The 16224-nt window shown below is 69.3% G+C and carries 17 protein-coding genes; 10 read left to right on the top strand and 7 right to left on the bottom strand.

The window, feature by feature from the left end; genetic code table 11:
* Nucleotides 1-47: 47 nt before the first annotated feature.
* Both IE278_RS11840 and IE278_RS11835 read left to right on the top strand, forming a co-directional pair.
* Nucleotides 48-1274, top strand: coding sequence for a metallophosphoesterase (locus tag IE278_RS11840; protein WP_246570267.1), 1227 nt, complete (start codon nt 48-50; stop codon nt 1272-1274).
* Between the two features lie 184 nt (nt 1275-1458).
* Nucleotides 1459-2331, top strand: coding sequence for a hypothetical protein (locus IE278_RS11835; protein ID WP_189771440.1), 873 nt, complete (start codon nt 1459-1461; stop codon nt 2329-2331).
* A gap of 181 nt (nt 2332-2512) precedes the next feature.
* Here the strand turns inward: IE278_RS11835 and thiC are convergent, their stop codons facing one another.
* A complete protein-coding gene (thiC, locus tag IE278_RS11830) occupies nt 2513-4447 on the bottom strand; it encodes a phosphomethylpyrimidine synthase ThiC (protein WP_246570257.1) in 1935 nt (644 codons plus the stop codon).
* A gap of 220 nt (nt 4448-4667) precedes the next feature.
* Between thiC and IE278_RS11825 the strand changes: the two genes are divergently transcribed.
* Nucleotides 4668-6074 (top strand): YibE/F family protein, encoded by a 1407-nt coding sequence (locus IE278_RS11825; protein WP_189771438.1) that lies wholly within the window; start codon nt 4668-4670, stop codon nt 6072-6074.
* 59 nt (nt 6075-6133) lie between these two features.
* On the opposite strand, the gene IE278_RS11820 is transcribed toward IE278_RS11825, so the two are convergent.
* The 4 genes from IE278_RS11820 to IE278_RS11805 form a co-directional block, all read right to left on the bottom strand.
* Nucleotides 6134-6574, bottom strand: coding sequence for an SsgA family sporulation/cell division regulator (locus IE278_RS11820; RefSeq protein ID WP_189771437.1), 441 nt, complete (start codon nt 6572-6574; stop codon nt 6134-6136).
* Nucleotides 6575-6672: 98 nt separating this feature from the next.
* Nucleotides 6673-7398 (bottom strand): IclR family transcriptional regulator, encoded by a 726-nt coding sequence (locus IE278_RS11815; protein WP_373311978.1) that lies wholly within the window; start codon nt 7396-7398, stop codon nt 6673-6675.
* A 314-nt stretch (nt 7399-7712) separates the two neighbouring features.
* Nucleotides 7713-7925: a DUF5326 family protein gene (locus tag IE278_RS11810; RefSeq protein ID WP_189771436.1), complete on the bottom strand. Its 213-nt coding sequence runs from the start codon at nt 7923-7925 to the stop codon at nt 7713-7715.
* A 173-nt stretch (nt 7926-8098) separates the two neighbouring features.
* Nucleotides 8099-8416, bottom strand: coding sequence for a cupin domain-containing protein (locus IE278_RS11805; protein WP_189771435.1), 318 nt, complete (start codon nt 8414-8416; stop codon nt 8099-8101).
* A gap of 60 nt (nt 8417-8476) precedes the next feature.
* On the opposite strand from IE278_RS11805, the gene IE278_RS11800 reads away from it, so the two are divergent.
* From IE278_RS11800 to IE278_RS11780, 5 genes are all read left to right on the top strand, one after another.
* The gene (locus IE278_RS11800; protein ID WP_189771434.1) at nt 8477-8854 is read left to right on the top strand and encodes a phage holin family protein; all 378 of its coding nucleotides are present in this window, start codon (nt 8477-8479) and stop codon (nt 8852-8854) included.
* Nucleotides 8855-8863: 9 nt separating this feature from the next.
* Nucleotides 8864-9355, top strand: coding sequence for a low molecular weight protein-tyrosine-phosphatase (locus tag IE278_RS11795; RefSeq protein WP_189771433.1), 492 nt, complete (start codon nt 8864-8866; stop codon nt 9353-9355).
* The gene (locus IE278_RS11790; RefSeq protein WP_189771432.1) at nt 9352-10491 is read left to right on the top strand and encodes a cystathionine gamma-lyase; all 1140 of its coding nucleotides are present in this window, start codon (nt 9352-9354) and stop codon (nt 10489-10491) included. Before IE278_RS11795 ends, IE278_RS11790 begins: the two co-directional genes overlap by 4 nt.
* Before the next feature lie 215 nt (nt 10492-10706).
* The gene (locus IE278_RS11785; RefSeq protein WP_189771430.1) at nt 10707-11612 is read left to right on the top strand and encodes a LysR family transcriptional regulator; all 906 of its coding nucleotides are present in this window, start codon (nt 10707-10709) and stop codon (nt 11610-11612) included.
* 66 nt (nt 11613-11678) lie between these two features.
* A complete protein-coding gene (locus tag IE278_RS11780) occupies nt 11679-12161 on the top strand; it encodes an NUDIX domain-containing protein (RefSeq protein WP_189771429.1) in 483 nt (160 codons plus the stop codon).
* A gap of 76 nt (nt 12162-12237) precedes the next feature.
* Here IE278_RS11780 and IE278_RS11775 read toward each other — a convergent pair whose 3' ends face one another.
* Nucleotides 12238-13782, bottom strand: a complete 1545-nt coding sequence (locus tag IE278_RS11775) for a globin domain-containing protein (RefSeq protein WP_189771428.1) — start codon at nt 13780-13782, stop codon at nt 12238-12240.
* A gap of 502 nt (nt 13783-14284) precedes the next feature.
* Here IE278_RS11775 and IE278_RS11770 point away from each other — a divergent pair.
* Nucleotides 14285-14821 carry a DUF2269 family protein gene (locus IE278_RS11770; RefSeq protein WP_189771427.1) on the top strand — a complete coding sequence of 179 codons (537 nt, stop codon included), beginning with the start codon at nt 14285-14287 and terminating at the stop codon, nt 14819-14821.
* Nucleotides 14822-14826: 5 nt separating this feature from the next.
* Nucleotides 14827-15693 (top strand): GNAT family N-acetyltransferase, encoded by an 867-nt coding sequence (locus tag IE278_RS11765; RefSeq protein WP_189771426.1) that lies wholly within the window; start codon nt 14827-14829, stop codon nt 15691-15693.
* A gap of 79 nt (nt 15694-15772) precedes the next feature.
* Here the strand turns inward: IE278_RS11765 and IE278_RS11760 are convergent, their stop codons facing one another.
* The gene (locus tag IE278_RS11760; protein ID WP_189771425.1) at nt 15773-16192 is read right to left on the bottom strand and encodes a GlcG/HbpS family heme-binding protein; all 420 of its coding nucleotides are present in this window, start codon (nt 16190-16192) and stop codon (nt 15773-15775) included.
* Between the last annotated feature and the right edge of the window lie 32 nt (nt 16193-16224).

Genomic DNA, 16224 nt, shown 5'->3' with positions numbered 1-16224 from the left:
GGCCGCTGCGACCAGGCAGTCCGACGCGGTGCAGATGCGGCGCGATGGTGGTGGAGGGGTCGATGACTCAGGGGGCCGGTCAGGGACCCGAGATGCGGACGCCGACGGTGCGCGACTTCCGCGTACCGGCGTACGTCCACGAAGCCGGTCCGTACGCGCAGCCGCCCGGACCGCACCCGGCACCGCCCGGGCAGTACGACCGGCCGGCCGAGCCGTACGACCGCTCCGCCGAGCCGTACGACCAGGCCGCCGACCCGTACACCGGGCCCCCGGAGCCCTACGTCCGGTCCGGTTCCTACGCGGGCGGGCCGCCGCACGGTGAGGCCGGCGTCCCCGCCGCCGAGCCGGAGGGCTACACGCCGACGGAGCGCGATCTGCCGGTCATCAACCGCGGTGACACGGTTCAGATGCCGGTCGACCCCGAGGCCGGGCAGATTCCGCAGCCCGAGGAGGGGCCGGGTCCGCTGTACGTCGTCGGTGACGTGCACGGGTACCTCGACGAACTCGTCACCGCGCTGCACGAGAAGGGGCTCATCGACCTCGAAGGCCGCTGGGCGGCCGGGACCTCCCGGCTGTGGTTCCTCGGTGACTTCACCGACCGCGGGCCTGACGGCATCGGCGTCATCGACCTCGTGATGCGACTGTCCGCGGAGGCCGCCGCGGTCGGCGGCTACTGCAAGGCCCTCATGGGCAACCACGAACTGCTGCTGCTGGGCGCCCGGCGCTTCGGGGACACCCCCGTCAACTCCGGCGCGGGAACCGCCACCTTCCAGGCCGCCTGGCTGCTCAACGGCGGCCAGAAGACCGACATGGAACGGCTCCAGGACCATCATCTGCAGTGGATGGCCCGCCTGGACGCGATGGAACTGGCGGACGGGCATCTGCTCGTGCACTCCGACACGACCGCCTATCTCGACTACGGCGACTCCATCGAAGCGGTCAACGACACCATCCGCGAAACCCTCACCCGCAATGACGCGGACGAGTGCTGGGACCTCTTCCGCAAGTTCACCAAGCGCTTCGCGTTCCGCGACGACGGCGGTGCGCAGGCGGTCCGTTCCCTGCTGGAGACGTACGGCGGTTCACGCATCGTCCATGGTCACAGCCCCATTCCGTATCTCAGGGGCGAGGTCGGCTCGGAGGACGGGGAGAATTCGCCGCCCCTCGCGGTCGAAGAACCTCATGTGTACGCCGACAAGCTCGCGATCGCGATGGACGGCGGCGTGACCATGGCCGGAAAACTGCTGGTCCAGCAGCTTCCCCTGGATAGCTGAGCGTTCACGGGGCACACGTCCTCCGATGGAGGACGCGTGCGGTCCGGGGGCAAATTCTGGAAACCCCCTGTCACCCTGTGCCGTCGTCGCTCTACCATCGGCTTATCCGTAGCAGGCTCCCCTCCGTTTCTGCCCGACGGCTCGTCAGCATGCCGAGTCACCCAGCCCTACGGAGCATCGGGGGATGCACATGAACAGCGTTCCGCAGCACCTGCTGAGCGAGGACCGCCAGGAGTACGAGCGGATCCTCGACGAGGCGCTGCGCTCCGCACCACACCGCCCGGAACTCGCCGCTGTCGGCCAGCGGCTCAATCCCGAACAACTGCGCACGATGGCACTCAACGCCACCGCACTCATCACGGCGGCCGCGGCGAGCGAGTACCAGCACTATGTGAAGGTCCGCGAGGAACTGCGCCAGCCGGCGCCGTCCACCCCTCCCGTCCGCGAAGGATCCACCAGCTCCACGGAGCCGGGCACGAGTGCGGTGGGGCTCGCCACCACCATGGGGGAAGTCGCCGAGACCGCAGGGGCCGGTGCCGCCGCGGTCGTCGCCGTGCTCGCCCCGGTCCTCGCCGGCACCGCCGCGGCGATCTTCCTGCTCGTCGGCTACATCCTGAAGATGCTCGACCCCGAGCCGGGCATCGCACGTACCCTGCTCACCACCGGCTGGGTCTTCGGCGCCATCACGGCGGTCTCGATCCTGGTCGCCGCGGTCGGCCTGCTGCTCGCCGCCCTGCGCAACGGCGCCAGTTCGCTCCAGGCCGGCGTGCACGGCGAGCGGAACGAGGAGGTCGCCCTGGCCAGGGAAGCCTGGCACGAAGCCCTCCTGGAGCGCGGCCTCATGCCGTTCTTCAGGGAGGCTCTCGCCGACCCGGGCACAGCGGCCCTCGGCCGTACGAAGCCGACGGCACCGGTCAGCCGGATGCCGCAGCTCGGCTACAACCGCCCGGGCTTCAGCAGCCCCGACGGGGGTGCGGCAGCGGGCCCCCGCCCCAGCTACTCGAGCCCGGACTTCAGCAGCCCGGACTTCGGGGGACCGGAGCACGCTCCGGAATAGGGCCGGACCCGCCGACACCGCCCGCCCCGGCAAGTCCGGGTCGCCGAGGCCCTGGAACAGATCGCCCAGGACCTCGGCATCGCGACACCACGACCGTCAGGTCGGCGATGGGCGACCGTCGGGTCGGCCGAGGACGACCGTCAGGTCGGCCTAGGGCGTGCGGGGCTGACGGACGCTCGGGTCAGTCGGCCATGGGCAGATAGACCCGGTTGCCCGCGGCGGCGAACTCCTTCGACTTCTGGAGCATCCCCTCGGCGACCTCCTCGGGGGAGGCCCCCGGGACCGCCGTACCGCCGAACTGCTCGTTGATGCTGTGGCTGATCTTCATCGAACAGAACTTCGGGCCGCACATGGAGCAGAAGTGCGCCGTCTTGGCCGGTTCGGCCGGGAGGGTCTCGTCGTGGAACTCCCGGGCGGTGTCCGGATCCAGGGCCAGGTTGAACTGGTCCTCCCAGCGGAACTCGAAGCGGGCGTCCGACAGCGCGTCGTCCCACTCCTGTGCGCCCGCATGCCCCTTGGCGAGGTCCGCCGCATGGGCCGCGATCTTGTAGGTGATGACGCCGGTCTTGACGTCGTCACGGTTGGGCAGGCCCAGGTGTTCCTTGGGCGTGACGTAGCAGAGCATCGCCGTGCCCCACCAGGCGATCATCGCGGCACCGATGCCGGAGGTGATGTGGTCGTACGCCGGGGCGATGTCGGTCGTCAGCGGACCGAGCGTATAGAACGGGGCCTCCTCGCAGATCTCCTGCTGAAGGTCGATGTTCTCCTTGATCTTGTGCATCGGGACGTGCCCCGGGCCCTCGATCATGGTCTGTACGTTGAAGCGCTTCGCGACCTTGTTGAGCTCTCCGAGGGTCCGCAACTCCGCGAACTGCGCGGCGTCGTTGGCGTCCGCGATCGACCCGGGCCGCAGACCGTCGCCGAGCGAGTACGTGACGTCGTAGGAGGCGAGGATCTCGCAGAGCTCCTCGAAGTGCTCGTACAGGAACGACTCCTTGTGATGCGCCAGACACCATGCCGCCATGATCGAGCCGCCGCGCGACACGATGCCGGTCTTGCGGTTCGCGGTCAGCGGGACGTACGGCAGACGCACACCCGCGTGGACGGTCATGTAGTCCACGCCCTGCTCGGCCTGCTCGATGACCGTGTCCTTGTAGATCTCCCAGGTGAGCTCCTCGGCCCGCCCGTCGACCTTCTCCAGCGCCTGGTAGAGGGGGACCGTGCCGATCGGGACGGGGGAGTTGCGCAGCACCCACTCACGGGTGGTGTGGATGTTGCGGCCGGTCGAGAGGTCCATGACCGTGTCGGCGCCCCACCGCGTCGCCCAGGTCATCTTGTCGACCTCCTCCTCGATGGAGGAGGTGACCGCGGAGTTGCCGATGTTGGCGTTGACCTTCACCAGGAACCGCTTGCCGATGATCATCGGCTCGATCTCGGGGTGGTTGACGTTGGCCGGCAGCACGGCCCGGCCCGCCGCGATCTCCGCACGGACGACCTCGGGTTCGACGTTCTCCCGGATCGCGACGTACTCCATCTCCGGCGTGACCTCGCCCCGCCGCGCGTAGGCGAGTTGGGTCACCGCCTGCCCGTCACGGCTCCGGCGGGGCAGCCGCGGACGCCCCGGGAAGACCGCGTCGAGGTTGCGCAGTCCGCCGCGCGGCGAGGTGTGCTTGATCCCGTCGTCCTCGGGGCTCACGGGACGGCCCGCGTACTCCTCGGTGTCGCCACGGGCGATGATCCAGTTGTCGCGCAGGGGCGCAAGACCCCTGCGTACGTCGGTGTCGACGGCCGGATCGGTGTACGGGCCGGAGGTGTCGTACAGGGTGACCGACTCACCGTTGGTGAGATGCACCTGACGGACCGGCACCCGCAGATCGGGGCGCGAGCCCGCGACATACGCCTTGTGCCAGCCGATGGACTTCCCGGCTTCGGACTCACCGGTTTCGGACTTCCCGATGTCAGGCTTCCCGATTTCGGGCTTCCCGACTTTGTGGTTCTCGGGCGAAGCAGCTGCCCCGCCGTCCTCGGCCGCTGCGGACACCTCGGTGCCGTCGGCCGGGGCGAGCGCCCCGTGCGTCTGGCTGGAGGCAGGCGTGCGTACGTCCTTGTTGGTCATGAGACCTACTCCCTACGCCGGCATTACCCGGTAACAGGTTCGGCGGTCGACGCAGCGTTTCCCGTCCGGCGATGTTCCACGTGAAACATCGCGGATACGGAGGTCAGCGCCCTCTCAGCCCGGTGCTCCGAGCTCCCGCGTGTGCAAAGGTGCTTCCACGCTAGCGTCACAATGGGCGCGGTGAACAGTGGGCCCCTCTCGTTCTTGCGATGATCGGTCGGTGACCACGACGCAGCAGCCTCCACTCCCGCCGTCCGAACCGCCCCACGGACACGGCCACGACGGCCACGGTCACGGCGGCGGGCACGGCCACTCGCACGGCCCCGCGGCACCTGTCTCCATGCATCTGCGCAAGATCATCGCGGCAGTGCTGATTCCTTTCGCCGCGGCGGTCGTTGTCGGTCTCGCGGTGCTCTGGCCGGGCGGCGCCCCCGGACACGAACGCACGGGTGTCGGTTTCGACCGGCAGACCCAGCAGGCCACCGTGACCAAGGTCGACAAGGTCGACTGCAAGTCCGTGAACGCCTCGGGCGGGACTCCGACCGGCGACACCTCGACGGCCGAGGGCTCGTCGGCGCAGCAGCAGGCCTCGGGCACCTGCAAGAAGGCCACGATCCGGGTCGACTCCGGCAAGGACAAGGGCCGTACCTTCACGGAGATCGTCCAGCCGGACTCCTCACGCCAGTTGGAGCAGGGCCAGGAGGTGATCGTGGCGTACGCGCCCGACGCCCCCAAGGAGCTCCAGTACTCGGTCACCGATGTGAACCGCAAGCTCCCCATGACGCTGCTCGCCGGCATCTTCGCCGTCGCGGTGGTCGTGGTGGGCCGGATGCGCGGCGTCATGGCGCTGATCGCGCTGGCCGTCAGCTTCCTGATCCTGACGTTCTTCATCCTGCCCGCGATTTTGCAGGGTTCGAATCCACTGGTCGTGGCGGTGGTCGGGGCCAGCGCCATCATGCTGATCGCGCTCTACATGTGCCACGGGCTCTCGGCCCGGACGTCGGTCGCCGTACTGGGCACGCTGCTGTCCCTGGTGCTGATCGGGCTGCTCGGCTCACTGTTCATCGACTGGGCCGCGCTGACCGGCAACACCGACGACAACACCGGCCTGATCCACGGTCTCTACCCGTCCATCGACATGAGCGGTCTGCTGCTCGCGGGCATCATCATCGGTTCGCTCGGCGTGCTCGACGACGTCACGGTGACGCAGACGTCGGCGGTCTGGGAACTGCATGAGGCCAACCCGACGATGGGCTGGCGGGGCCTGTACCGCGCGGGCATCCGCATCGGCCGCGACCACATCGCGTCCGTCGTCAACACGCTCGTCCTCGCCTACGCGGGCGCGGCGCTGCCTCTGCTGCTGCTCTTCTCCATCGCACAGAGCAGCGTGGGGACGGTGGCCAACAGCGAACTGGTGGCCGCGGAGATCGTCCGCACCCTCGTCGGCTCGATCGGACTGGTCGCCTCCGTGCCGGTCACCACGGCTCTCGCGGCCCTGGTGGTCTCGGCCGACCGCCCGGGTGACGCCGCCCCGGCCCAGCAATCTCAGCCCCACCAACCGCCCCAGCCCCAGCCGGGCGGGAAGGCACCCCTGCGCGGCGGGAGCGGCCGCCGCCGCAAGCACTGAAACCCCACCGCGGGCGGCGGTAGCCGGGAAAACGTCACCTCACTCCGGCCGCCGCCGCGTCACCCCGCGCTCTGCTCCTCCGCCAGGATGCGGTCCAGCGCTTCATCCAGGTGCGTGTCGAAGTCGGCGAGGGAGCGCTCCTGGCCCAGCGGGACCAGCCGGTCCGTACGGTCGAGGAACGCCAGCAGCGGCGCCGTACCGCAGCGGAACAGGGCCTGGTCGACACCCACCTGGAGCCGGATCAGCACATCGCCGAAACCCTCGGAGTCCGAGGGAGTGATGTGCACGTCTCCGTCCCCGCACGGTCGGCCCACACCGTCGATCAGCAACTCCCGGCCGAAGGCCCAGGTCACCGGAGCGTCGCCGGGCAGGTGGAAGGTCAGACGCACGGCATAGGGATCACAGGTCTCGTAACGCAGCTCCACCGGGATGCGGAAGGAGAGCTCCTCCGAGACGACGAAGCTCATCATGACCTCTGCCTGTACTACCGACTCGCGCATCGCCTACCCCGTCGTTTGCCGTCCATGGCCGGGAATCGTCCACCTAACACTTCTGGCATCTTGCTGAACGTGTACACCAGATCACAAGGAGTGAGTTTTCAGATGCTGATAGAGACGGAGAGTGTCCCCAGCAGCAGATCGATCTCGCGCTGCAGTCGCCGCGCCGCCGGCAGCAGGCGATCGGCCTGGTGGGACGGCATGGAGATGGCCACCGTGGCGGCCGTGCTGCCCAAAGTGAGAGGGATCGCGGCGCAGACCGTGCCCAGCGCGTACTCCTGACGTTCGATCACCGGTTGCATACGTCCGGCCGATTCGAGACGGCGAATCAAGGTCTGATCGTCACGCACCGTGTACGGCGTGACGGATCGGACGGGGTAGCGGTCGAGGTGGTCCCTGCGCCCCTCCGCGTCGAGTTGGGACAGCAGACACTGGCCGATCGCGTGTGCGTGCCCCGTCTCCCGGAAGTCCGCCCACTCCTCGACCGCGGGATTGCCCGGGGTGTCGGCGACGCACTGGACCTCGATCTCCCCGCCGCGGTAGACCGCGTAGTAGACGGGAGCACCGATCGAATCGCGCCAGCTTCCCAGAGCGTCGGCGATCGTGCTGCGACGTTTCTGCTGGGCCCCGCTGCGGCTCAGCCGCTCGGCCGCCTCGCCGAGGAAGAACAGCCCCTTCTCGCGGCGCAGATACCCGTCGTGCACCAGGGTGCGCAGCAGGTGGTACGCCGTGGGGAGAGCGAGTCCGGCCTCGCGGGCCAGCTGCTTCGCGGGCGCCCCGTGCTCGTGCCGCGCGACGGACTCCAGAAGACGCATCGCACGCTGCACCGAACCGATGAGGGTCGTGGGGTGCGGCTCGGAGGCCGGAACCTTCGATCCTGCGGGTGCGGTGTCCACCGTGGCCAAAGGTCACTCCCGAAACGCGAGGGGGCCGCCCGCGCGAGGGTGACGCGGGAGGTTCTGGAACGCCGCTCCCGAGGATCGACCCCGCGGCGAGTTCCGGACTTTAACCGTCTGCCACCGATCGCTGACGACATGCCTCGAAAACTTCCCCCAGCCGAGGGAACCGACGGTTCCCCCTCAGCGGTGAGGGATGGCCGGACGGCGGGGTCCGGCGGATCACCTGTCCCCCGTGCCGATCTCTACCAGTCGCTCCTCGACGAGGAGCCCGACATGAACTTCCGTACGACGTAGATCAGTCCGCCGACCAGTGCCACGAAGAGCAGCAGCTTGAAGAGCAGGCCGATCACGAATCCGACGACACTCGCTATCAGGCCGCCGAACACGACCAGAGCGATGACCGGCACCGCGACCCACTTAACCCACCACGGCATCCCCGCGAAGATCTCTCGCATCGCCCTTGTTCCTTGTCTCTCTGCCCGTTTCCGAGTGCTGCCCTGATCGTTCCCGCCGTGCCGGCGGGCCACGAATGTCCTGCCTCGATGCTAGGGGCGGCAGGGGTGCCGACGGGGGCCTCGCGCCCCTTGTCCTCCCCTGACCGTTCCCCTAGGGAACCCTGAGGCGGACGTCAGCTCTCCGGCGGAGAGAAGACCACGACGACCCGCAGATCCTCGCTGATGTGGTGGAACTTGTGCGCCACCCCCGCGGGTACGTACACGACGCTGCCGCGCGCCACCTGGGTCGTCTCCATGCCCACCGTGATCGCGGCACGGCCGCTGACGACGAGGTACACCTCGTCCTGGCCGTGGGGCTGCTGGGGGTCCTGTGCGCCCGCGTCCAGCGCGTACAGGCCGACCGACATGTTCTTCTCGCGCAGGAACTGGAGGTACGCGCCGTCGTTGGCGGCGCGCTCCGCCTCCAGTTCGTCCAGCCGGAATGCCTTCATCGCCCTTGTCCGCCCCTGCCCCGCTGCTCGTATCCGATCTCTTCTGTCACGATCAGACACATGAAGAATTTCGTAGTCAAGACGATCGCCAACGCGGGCGCTCTCGCCGTGGCGGTGTGGCTGCTCGACAAGATCACCCTGTCCGGTGACAGCACCGGCAAGGAGATCGGCACGCTGTTGCTCGTCGCGCTGGTCTTCGGACTGGTGAACTTCCTGGTCAAGCCGATCGTGAAGGTCCTCACCTTCCCGCTGTTCATCCTCACGCTCGGACTGATCACGCTGGTGGTCAACGCCCTGATGCTGCTGCTGACCTCGTGGCTGGCGGACAAGCTCGACCTGAGCTTCCACGTCGAGGGATTCTGGACCGCAGTCCTGGGCGGCCTGATCATCTCGATCGTCTCCTGGGCTCTGAACGTCGTCCTTCCCGACGAGGACTGAGCGACCCCGATGCCCTATCGCGTGTGCTTCGTATGCACCGGCAACATATGCCGTTCCCCGATGGCCGAGTCCGTCTTCCGCGCGCGGGTGGCCGAGGCGGGGCTCGACGGTCTGGTCGAGGTGGACAGCGCGGGTACCGACGGCTGGCACGAGGGTGACGGCGCCGACCCGCGCACCGTCTCCGTGCTGGAGGCGAACGGCTACGGCAGCGGCCATGCGGCCCGCCGGTTCCGGCCCGACTGGTTCTCCCGGCTCGACCTGGTGATAGCCCTCGACGCCGGGCACCTCAAGGCCCTGCGCCGCCTCGCGCCGACCCCCGCCGACGCCGAGAAGGTCCGGCTGCTGCGCTCGTACGACCTCGCGGCCGGCGCCGATCTCGACGTACCGGATCCCTATTACGGGGGGATGGACGGTTTCGAGGAGTGTCTTGAGATGGTGGAGGCGGCGAGCCCAGGACTGCTCGCCGCTGTACGCGAGCAAGTGGAAGGACTGGCGGCATGACACATTCTTTCGAGGGAGCGGGTGACGGCACACGTGCCGTACGGGCGGGGCTGCCCGAGCCGGTCAAGCACGAGCCGACCCTCCCCGGCCCGGTCTTCGCCGCCCACTTCCATCTGCCGGGCGATCCCACCGGCCCTTACACCTACGGACGCGACGAGAACCCGACCTGGACCCACCTGGAGCGCGCGATCGGCGAGCTGGAGGCTCCGGGCCGGGACGGCGTCGAGACGCTCGTCTTCGCCTCCGGCATGGCCGCCATCTCGGCCGTCCTGTTCTCCCAGCTGAGCGCCGGCGACGCGGTCGTGCTGCCCGACGACGGCTACCAGGTCCTGCCGCTCGTCCGCGGACAGCTGGAGGCGTACGGCATCGAGGTGCGCACGGCCCCGACCGGCGGCGACGCCCAGCTCGACGTCCTCGACGGGGCGAAGCTGCTGTGGATCGAGACCCCGTCGAACCCGGGGCTCGACGTGTGCGACGTACGACGGCTCGCCGAGGCGGCCCACGCGCGCGGCGCCCTCGTCGCGGTCGACAACACCCTGGCGACGCCGCTCGGGCAGCGGCCGCTGGAGCTGGGCGCGGACTTCTCCGTGGCCAGCGGCACCAAGCAGCTCACCGGTCACGGAGACATCCTCCTCGGCTACGTCACGGGTGGCGACGCGTCGGCGATGGCCTCCGTACGGCGCTGGCGCAAGATCGTCGGGGCGATCCCGGGGCCCATGGAGGCATGGCTCGCGCACCGCTCGCTCGCCACGCTGCAGATGCGCGTGGACCGGCAGGACGCGAGCGCCCAGGTGATCGCCGAGACACTGCGGGACTGGCCCGAGGAGCTCGGCGTCCGTTATCCCGGACTGCCCGGCGACCCTTCGCACAAGATCGCCTCGCAGCAGATGAGGCGCTTCGGATGCGTGGTGTCGTTCACCCTGCCCACGCGCGCGCGTGCCGACCGTTTTCTCGACGCACTGCGGCTCGTGGACGACGCGACGAGCTTCGGCGGGGTGCGGTCGACCGCCGAGCGGCGCGGGCGCTGGGGCGGCGACGCGGTCCCGGAGGGCTTCATCCGTCTCTCGGTCGGCGCCGAGGATCCGGAGGACCTGGTGGCCGACGTCCGGCGAGCGCTCGACGAGTCCGCGAAGTGAGCACTTTCCGAGTGACCGGCCAGTAGCCGCGCTACGCACAACGGACGGCCCGAGCCTCCCCCCTCGTGGCTCGGACCGCCCCGGTTCTCTGCGCTAAGAACCGCGCGAACAAGGCTAGTTGACTCTGTGTCAGTGTCCAATCACGGTAGCGACAGGGAGCTATCGACTTATTTATAGTTGGGGGCTTCCGGCAAGCTGGAAGTTGAAGGGAAGCCATGGATCTGGCCCTGCTGCGGACCTTTGTGACCGTGCACCGGGCCGGCTCCTTCACCCGCGCCGCCGCCCTGCTCGGCCTCTCCCAGCCGGCCGTCACCTCACAGATCCGCACGCTCGAACGGCAGCTGGGGCGCCCTCTGTTCCTGCGCCAGGCCCGCGGGGTGACCCCCACCACCATCGGGGACGAGCTCGCCCACAAGGCCGCTCCGCATCTCGACGCCCTCGTGGAGATCACCGAGACCGGCCTCGACGCGGACTCCTCCCTGCGCACCCTCCACCTCGCCGGGCCACCGGAGTTCACCGCCGAGCGCGCGCTGCCCGCACTCACCGAGCTGATCGGCGAAGACGGCCACGGCTTCGCGCTGCGGGCCTCCTTCGGCAATGCGGAGGAGACACTGGAGGGACTCGCTGCCGGACATCATGATCTGGCCATCAGCACGGCACGCCCGCGGGGCCCTCTACTCACCGCGACTCCGCTCTGCGACGAGGAGCACGTGCTGGTCGCCGCCCCGCGCTGGATCGCCCGGATCGGCTCCGACAAGATACGGCGCCAAGGCGCGCCCGCGCTGGAGAACCTGCCCGTGGTCGAGGTGCACGAGTCGCTGCCGTTCATCGCCCGCTACTGGGCTTCCGTCTTCGACTCCCTGCCCGCCGCATCGGGCACGGTCATCGTTCCCGATCTGCGGGCGGTGCTCGCCTGCGCCACCACCGGCGCGGGACTAGCGGTCCTGCCGCGCTATCTGTGCGGACCGGCCCTGGAGCGGGGCGACGTGGTGGCGCTGAGCGAGCCGCCGGTACCACCCCTTCGTACATACTTCCTGGTGGTACGGACCGGCACACTGGCCATGCCGCATATCGCGCGCGCCCACGAGTGGTTGATGCGCGCCGCTACCGGCTGGTCGTGACGCAGATGCTTCGCCTGGTCCGGACGGCGATGTTTCACGTGGAACCAACCGGGCCACATTCCTCCCATGACCGACCGACCCGTGGTCAAGCGCACCGCCCGGGCCGTCCTGCTGGACGGCGACGACTTGATCTTGATCAAGCGGACCAAGCCCGGCGTCGATCCCTACTGGCTGACGCCCGGTGGCGGGGTCGAGCCTGAGGACACGACCGTCGTCGACGCCCTCCACCGTGAAGTGCACGAGGAACTCGGCGCCAAGATCACCGATGTCGTACCGTGCTTCGTCGACACCGTCGAGCACATCGGCGAGGACAGCAGCTCGACCGGCGTGAAGGTGCAGCACTTCTTCGTCTGCCATCTGGAATCCATGGATCCCTCGCTCCGCCACGGTCCCGAGATCGAGGAGCCCTGCGGCGACTACGAGATCGTCCGGATCCCTTTCACCCGCGTGGGCATCGCCTCCGTCCATCTCGTACCGCTGTCGCTGCGGCACTATCTCGACGGGAACATCGAGGGCGTACGGGCGATGCAGGCACCCGACCTCGGCTGACCTGCCCGCCGCTTTTCGTTCGCCGTTCCTGGTTCGGGTTCGTGGTTCGGGTTCGTCATCCCGGTTCGGGCCGGAGTCAGTCCCGTGCCGCGACGAGGTCTTCCACCGCGTCGTGCCGGATCCGTTCCGACGGGATACCGATGTCCCGGAGCGCGTCCACACCGTTGCGGATCATGCCGGGCGGCCCGGAGAGGTAGGCGTCGTACTCGTCCCACGGACCGTATTCGCGGACCGCGTCGGGCAGTTGCAGATGTGCCTGCTGGTCGACGATGGGACGCACCGCGAGCCATGAGTGGCTCTGCTGCAGCCGGAGCATGGTGTCGATGTCGTACAGGTCGTGACCGGTGCGGGCCCCGTAGAAGACCTCGACCGGCCGCCTCTGCCCGTGTTCGGCGACGTCCTCGACGAGTGCCTTGATCGGCGCGATACCGGTGCCGCCGCCCAGGCAGAGCAGCCCGCTGTCGGTGGTGTGGTCGACGGTCATCGAGCCCGCGGGCGGGCCGAGCCTGAGGATGTCGCCGGGGCGGGCCCGGTGCACCAGCGCGCTGGAGACCCAGCCCGCCGGAACCGCCTTCACGTGGAACGACAGCAGTCCGTCCGAGCGGGGCGCGGAGGCGAACGAGTAGTGCCGCCAGACGCGGGGCCACCACGGGGTCTCCAGGCTCGCGTACTGGCCGGCGAGGAAGGGGTACGGCTGATCGGGGCGGACCGTGACGACGGCGACGTCCGGGGTCCTCAGATCGTGCGAGATCACCTCGGCGTACCACCAGGCCGGCGCGCGCAGTTCGTCCACCGCCGCGGCGTCGATCATGACCTGGGAGATCTTCGTGTACGCCCTGACCCAGGCCGCCTCGGTCTCGCTGTCCCAGGCCGCCTCGGCGAATCGGCTGAGCGCGCCGAGGAGGCACTCCCCGACGGCGGGGTAGTGCTCGGGGCGCGTGCCGTACTTGCGGTGGCCGCGGCCGAGGTTCTGCAGGTACGAGACCAGGATCTCGGTGTTGTCGATGTGTTCGGCCGCCGTCAGCAGCGCCTTGAGCAGCCGGTCCCGCTGCGTGTCCATCGCGGCCGGGAACAGGGGGCGCAGGTCTGGATGGCGGACGAAGAGCAGCGCGTAGAAGTACGAGGTGACCTTGTCGGCGACGGGTGCCACCTCGGCCATCGTGCGGCGGATGAGGACGGCGTCGGGGGAGGCGGGCCTCGCGGGAGCGGGGGGCGGCACAGGCGCGGGCACGGAGTCCGGCGCGGGGGCGGAGTCCGGCGCGGGGGCCGAGACCGCCGTGGGGGCGGTTGCTGTGGGGGGAGCTGCTGGTTCGACGTCCGCTGCTGGTTCGACGTCTGCTCGATCGGTGTCCGATCCGGGCCTGGCGGACGGAGCGGACGGAGCAGGCGGGGCGGACGGGGGTATTCGCCGCTGTGCCGGGCCGGCCCCTCCCGCCGCGGACCTGTTGACGGGCCGCAACGCGGCCAGGCGCCGCCCCTCGGTCGCCCCCTGTTCGCCGCCCGCGGGCGGCTCCGGTGGCGTGTGCGGTGTGAACCAGCCGCCTCCGCCGCCACCCCCTGAAGTGCCGTTGTCGGCCGACGTGGTGGTCGGAGCGTCCATGCTGTGCCTCGCCTCGAACATCTTTCGGTCGGTCTGCGCACCTCCTCCATCGGAAGATGCCTGCTTTCCCCCCGCAGACTGCTTACTTCGCCCCATTCCGTCCTGATGGCCAGTGCGCCCATATTGGACCGCGTCATCGCACACTGGAGACAAGTGAGCCGAGAATGTGACATTGGCCGCACTACAGCCAAGTCAGCATCCCACTCAGTAACACCAGCCCGGTTGGTAACCGGAAATGCGGTTCTTCGATCTTTCTGTCCCGTTAGGCTGCATTGCCCTGCGATCGCCCCGACGAGATGTGCGGACACCTCGTCGGACACGAACCGGAGTCGACCATACCGGCCGCGGTCCGACGCACAAGTCCCCGCTTCCTTACGTCAGGAATTGCGTGGTGGACGTCTCACCAATTCTTTCAATTACCGGGCGGCGCAGGCCAATTCACAGGATGTACGCCGAGGCTAGTACGCGGGGTTACTCCCGCTGTCAGACGCCTCGGCCGCACGCGCCAGGCACGGTGTTTCACGTGAAACTAAGCCGCCCCGTGCGCCGGGCCACCCTCGTCGTCCATGTAGCCGCGTCCGCGTGCTGGCTCGGGCTCACGCTCGGGCTGCTCGCCCTGGGAATCACCGCGACCACCACCGGATCCGCGGCGACCGTGGAAGCCTCTGTCCGCGCCATGAAGACCTTCGCCGACTGGCTTCTGCTCCCCCTGGCGTTCTTTACGCTTCTCACCGGCTTGCTGTTGTCCCTGGGCACGCAGTGGGGGCTGGCGAGGCACCGGTGGGTCTACACCAAGTTCTGGCTGACTCTGGCCACCACCACGGCCACCGTTTTCGCCCTGCGCCCCGGGGTGAACACCGCGGTCGCCGCCGTGTCGGACGGCGGACCGCTGCCCGACCCCGGTGACGTCCTGTTCGGACCGGTCGTCTCGCTGTCCGCGTATCTCTTCATGACGGTGATCTCGGTCCTCAAGCCCTGGGGGCTGACCCGGCGCGGGCAAAGGATCCGTACGGCCGCCCGCAAACCGGTGGACGGGGAACCCGCCCGTCGGACAGCCTGACCTGCGTGTCGACTCCTTCCCCCGCCGCTCTGCCCATCCGCCGTCTGACGCCTCGCGATCTCTCCGCCTGCGCCGACCTCTCCGAGAACCGGGACTGGCCCCGCGAGGAACACAAATGGGGTCTGCTGCTCACGGCCGGGACGGGCTATGGCATCGACGACCCCGGCGGAGGCCTGGTCGCCGCCTGCGTCGTGACCGCCTACGGGCCCCGGGAACAGCCGGATCTGACAGCCATCGGCATGGTGCTGGTCGCCGAGCGGTACGCCCGCCAGGGCATCGGGCGTCGTCTGATGCGCCAGGTCGTGGCCGAACTGGGGGCCACCCCGGTGACCCTGCACGCCACCCCGTACGGGCGCCCTCTCTACGAGGAACTGGGCTTCAAGGCCATCGGGCGCGCCGAGATGGTCCGTGGCCGCTTCAGCCCTCTGGGCCCGGAGCCCGAGGTGGCCACGCGCGCTGCCACGGCCGAGGATCTCGTCACGATCCTCCGCCTCGACGAGGAGGTCTTCGGCGCGGACCGGACGCACATGATTACGCGGCTGCCCGCCTTCTCCGACCAACTGCGTGTCGCCGAGGAGGACGGCCGGATCATCGGATACGCCGCCGCCTGGCCCAACATGGACAGCCACGTCGTGGGTCCGCTGATCGCCCGGGACACCGAGACCGCGAAGGCGCTCATCGCCTCGCTGGCCTCGCGTACCGACCGTCCCCTGCGCACGGACATCGATGTACGGCATGAGGAGTTGCTGGCGTGGGTCAAGGAGCGCGGGCTCGCCTCCCTGAGTTTCAACGCGGTCATGACGTACGGCATCGGCGAGTTGCCCGGCGACTGGACGCGGCGGTTCGCTCCGCTCACGGTGGCCGCGGGCTGAACCGAGCGAACCGCCCGCTCGGGGACGAGCGGGCGGTTCGCTGGTACGGGCGCTCCGGGCGCCGGCCCTTCTGGGCAAGCTAGGCGAGGGTCTGCACCGCGGTGGTGGCGAACCCGTGGTCCTGCTCCGGTGCGCCGCCGCCGACTCCGATCGCGCCGATCAGACGGCCGTCGCGGTGGACCGGGACACCGCCGGCGATGAACAGGAGCGGACGGTCGAGCGCGGTCGGCAGGGTGTGGAAGAGCCCACCGGGCTGGACGGCCTCGACGAGATCCGCGGTGGGAGTGCCGAGCTGCAGTGCCGTGTAGGCCTTACGGGTGCTGGTCTCGCCCGAGATCAGGACCGCTCGGTCGTCCCGCCGGAAGGCGAGCAGGTGGCCGCCCGCGTCGAGGACCGTGACGCTGACCTTGACGTCCGCGGCTTCCGCGGCGTGACGGGCGGCCGTGACGAGCGCCTCGGCGTCCTGGATGGTCAGCGGGGTGACGGTGGTGGTGCTCATGAGGGTTTCTCCTTGCGAGAGGGTGCGGTGTG

Origin of the sequence: Streptomyces tauricus, from assembly GCF_014650955.1 — a bacterium.
Lineage (GTDB): Bacteria > Actinomycetota > Actinomycetes > Streptomycetales > Streptomycetaceae > Streptomyces > Streptomyces tauricus.
The sequence above is the reverse complement of the archived record's forward strand: the minus strand, read 5'-3'. Positions and strand labels throughout refer to the sequence as shown.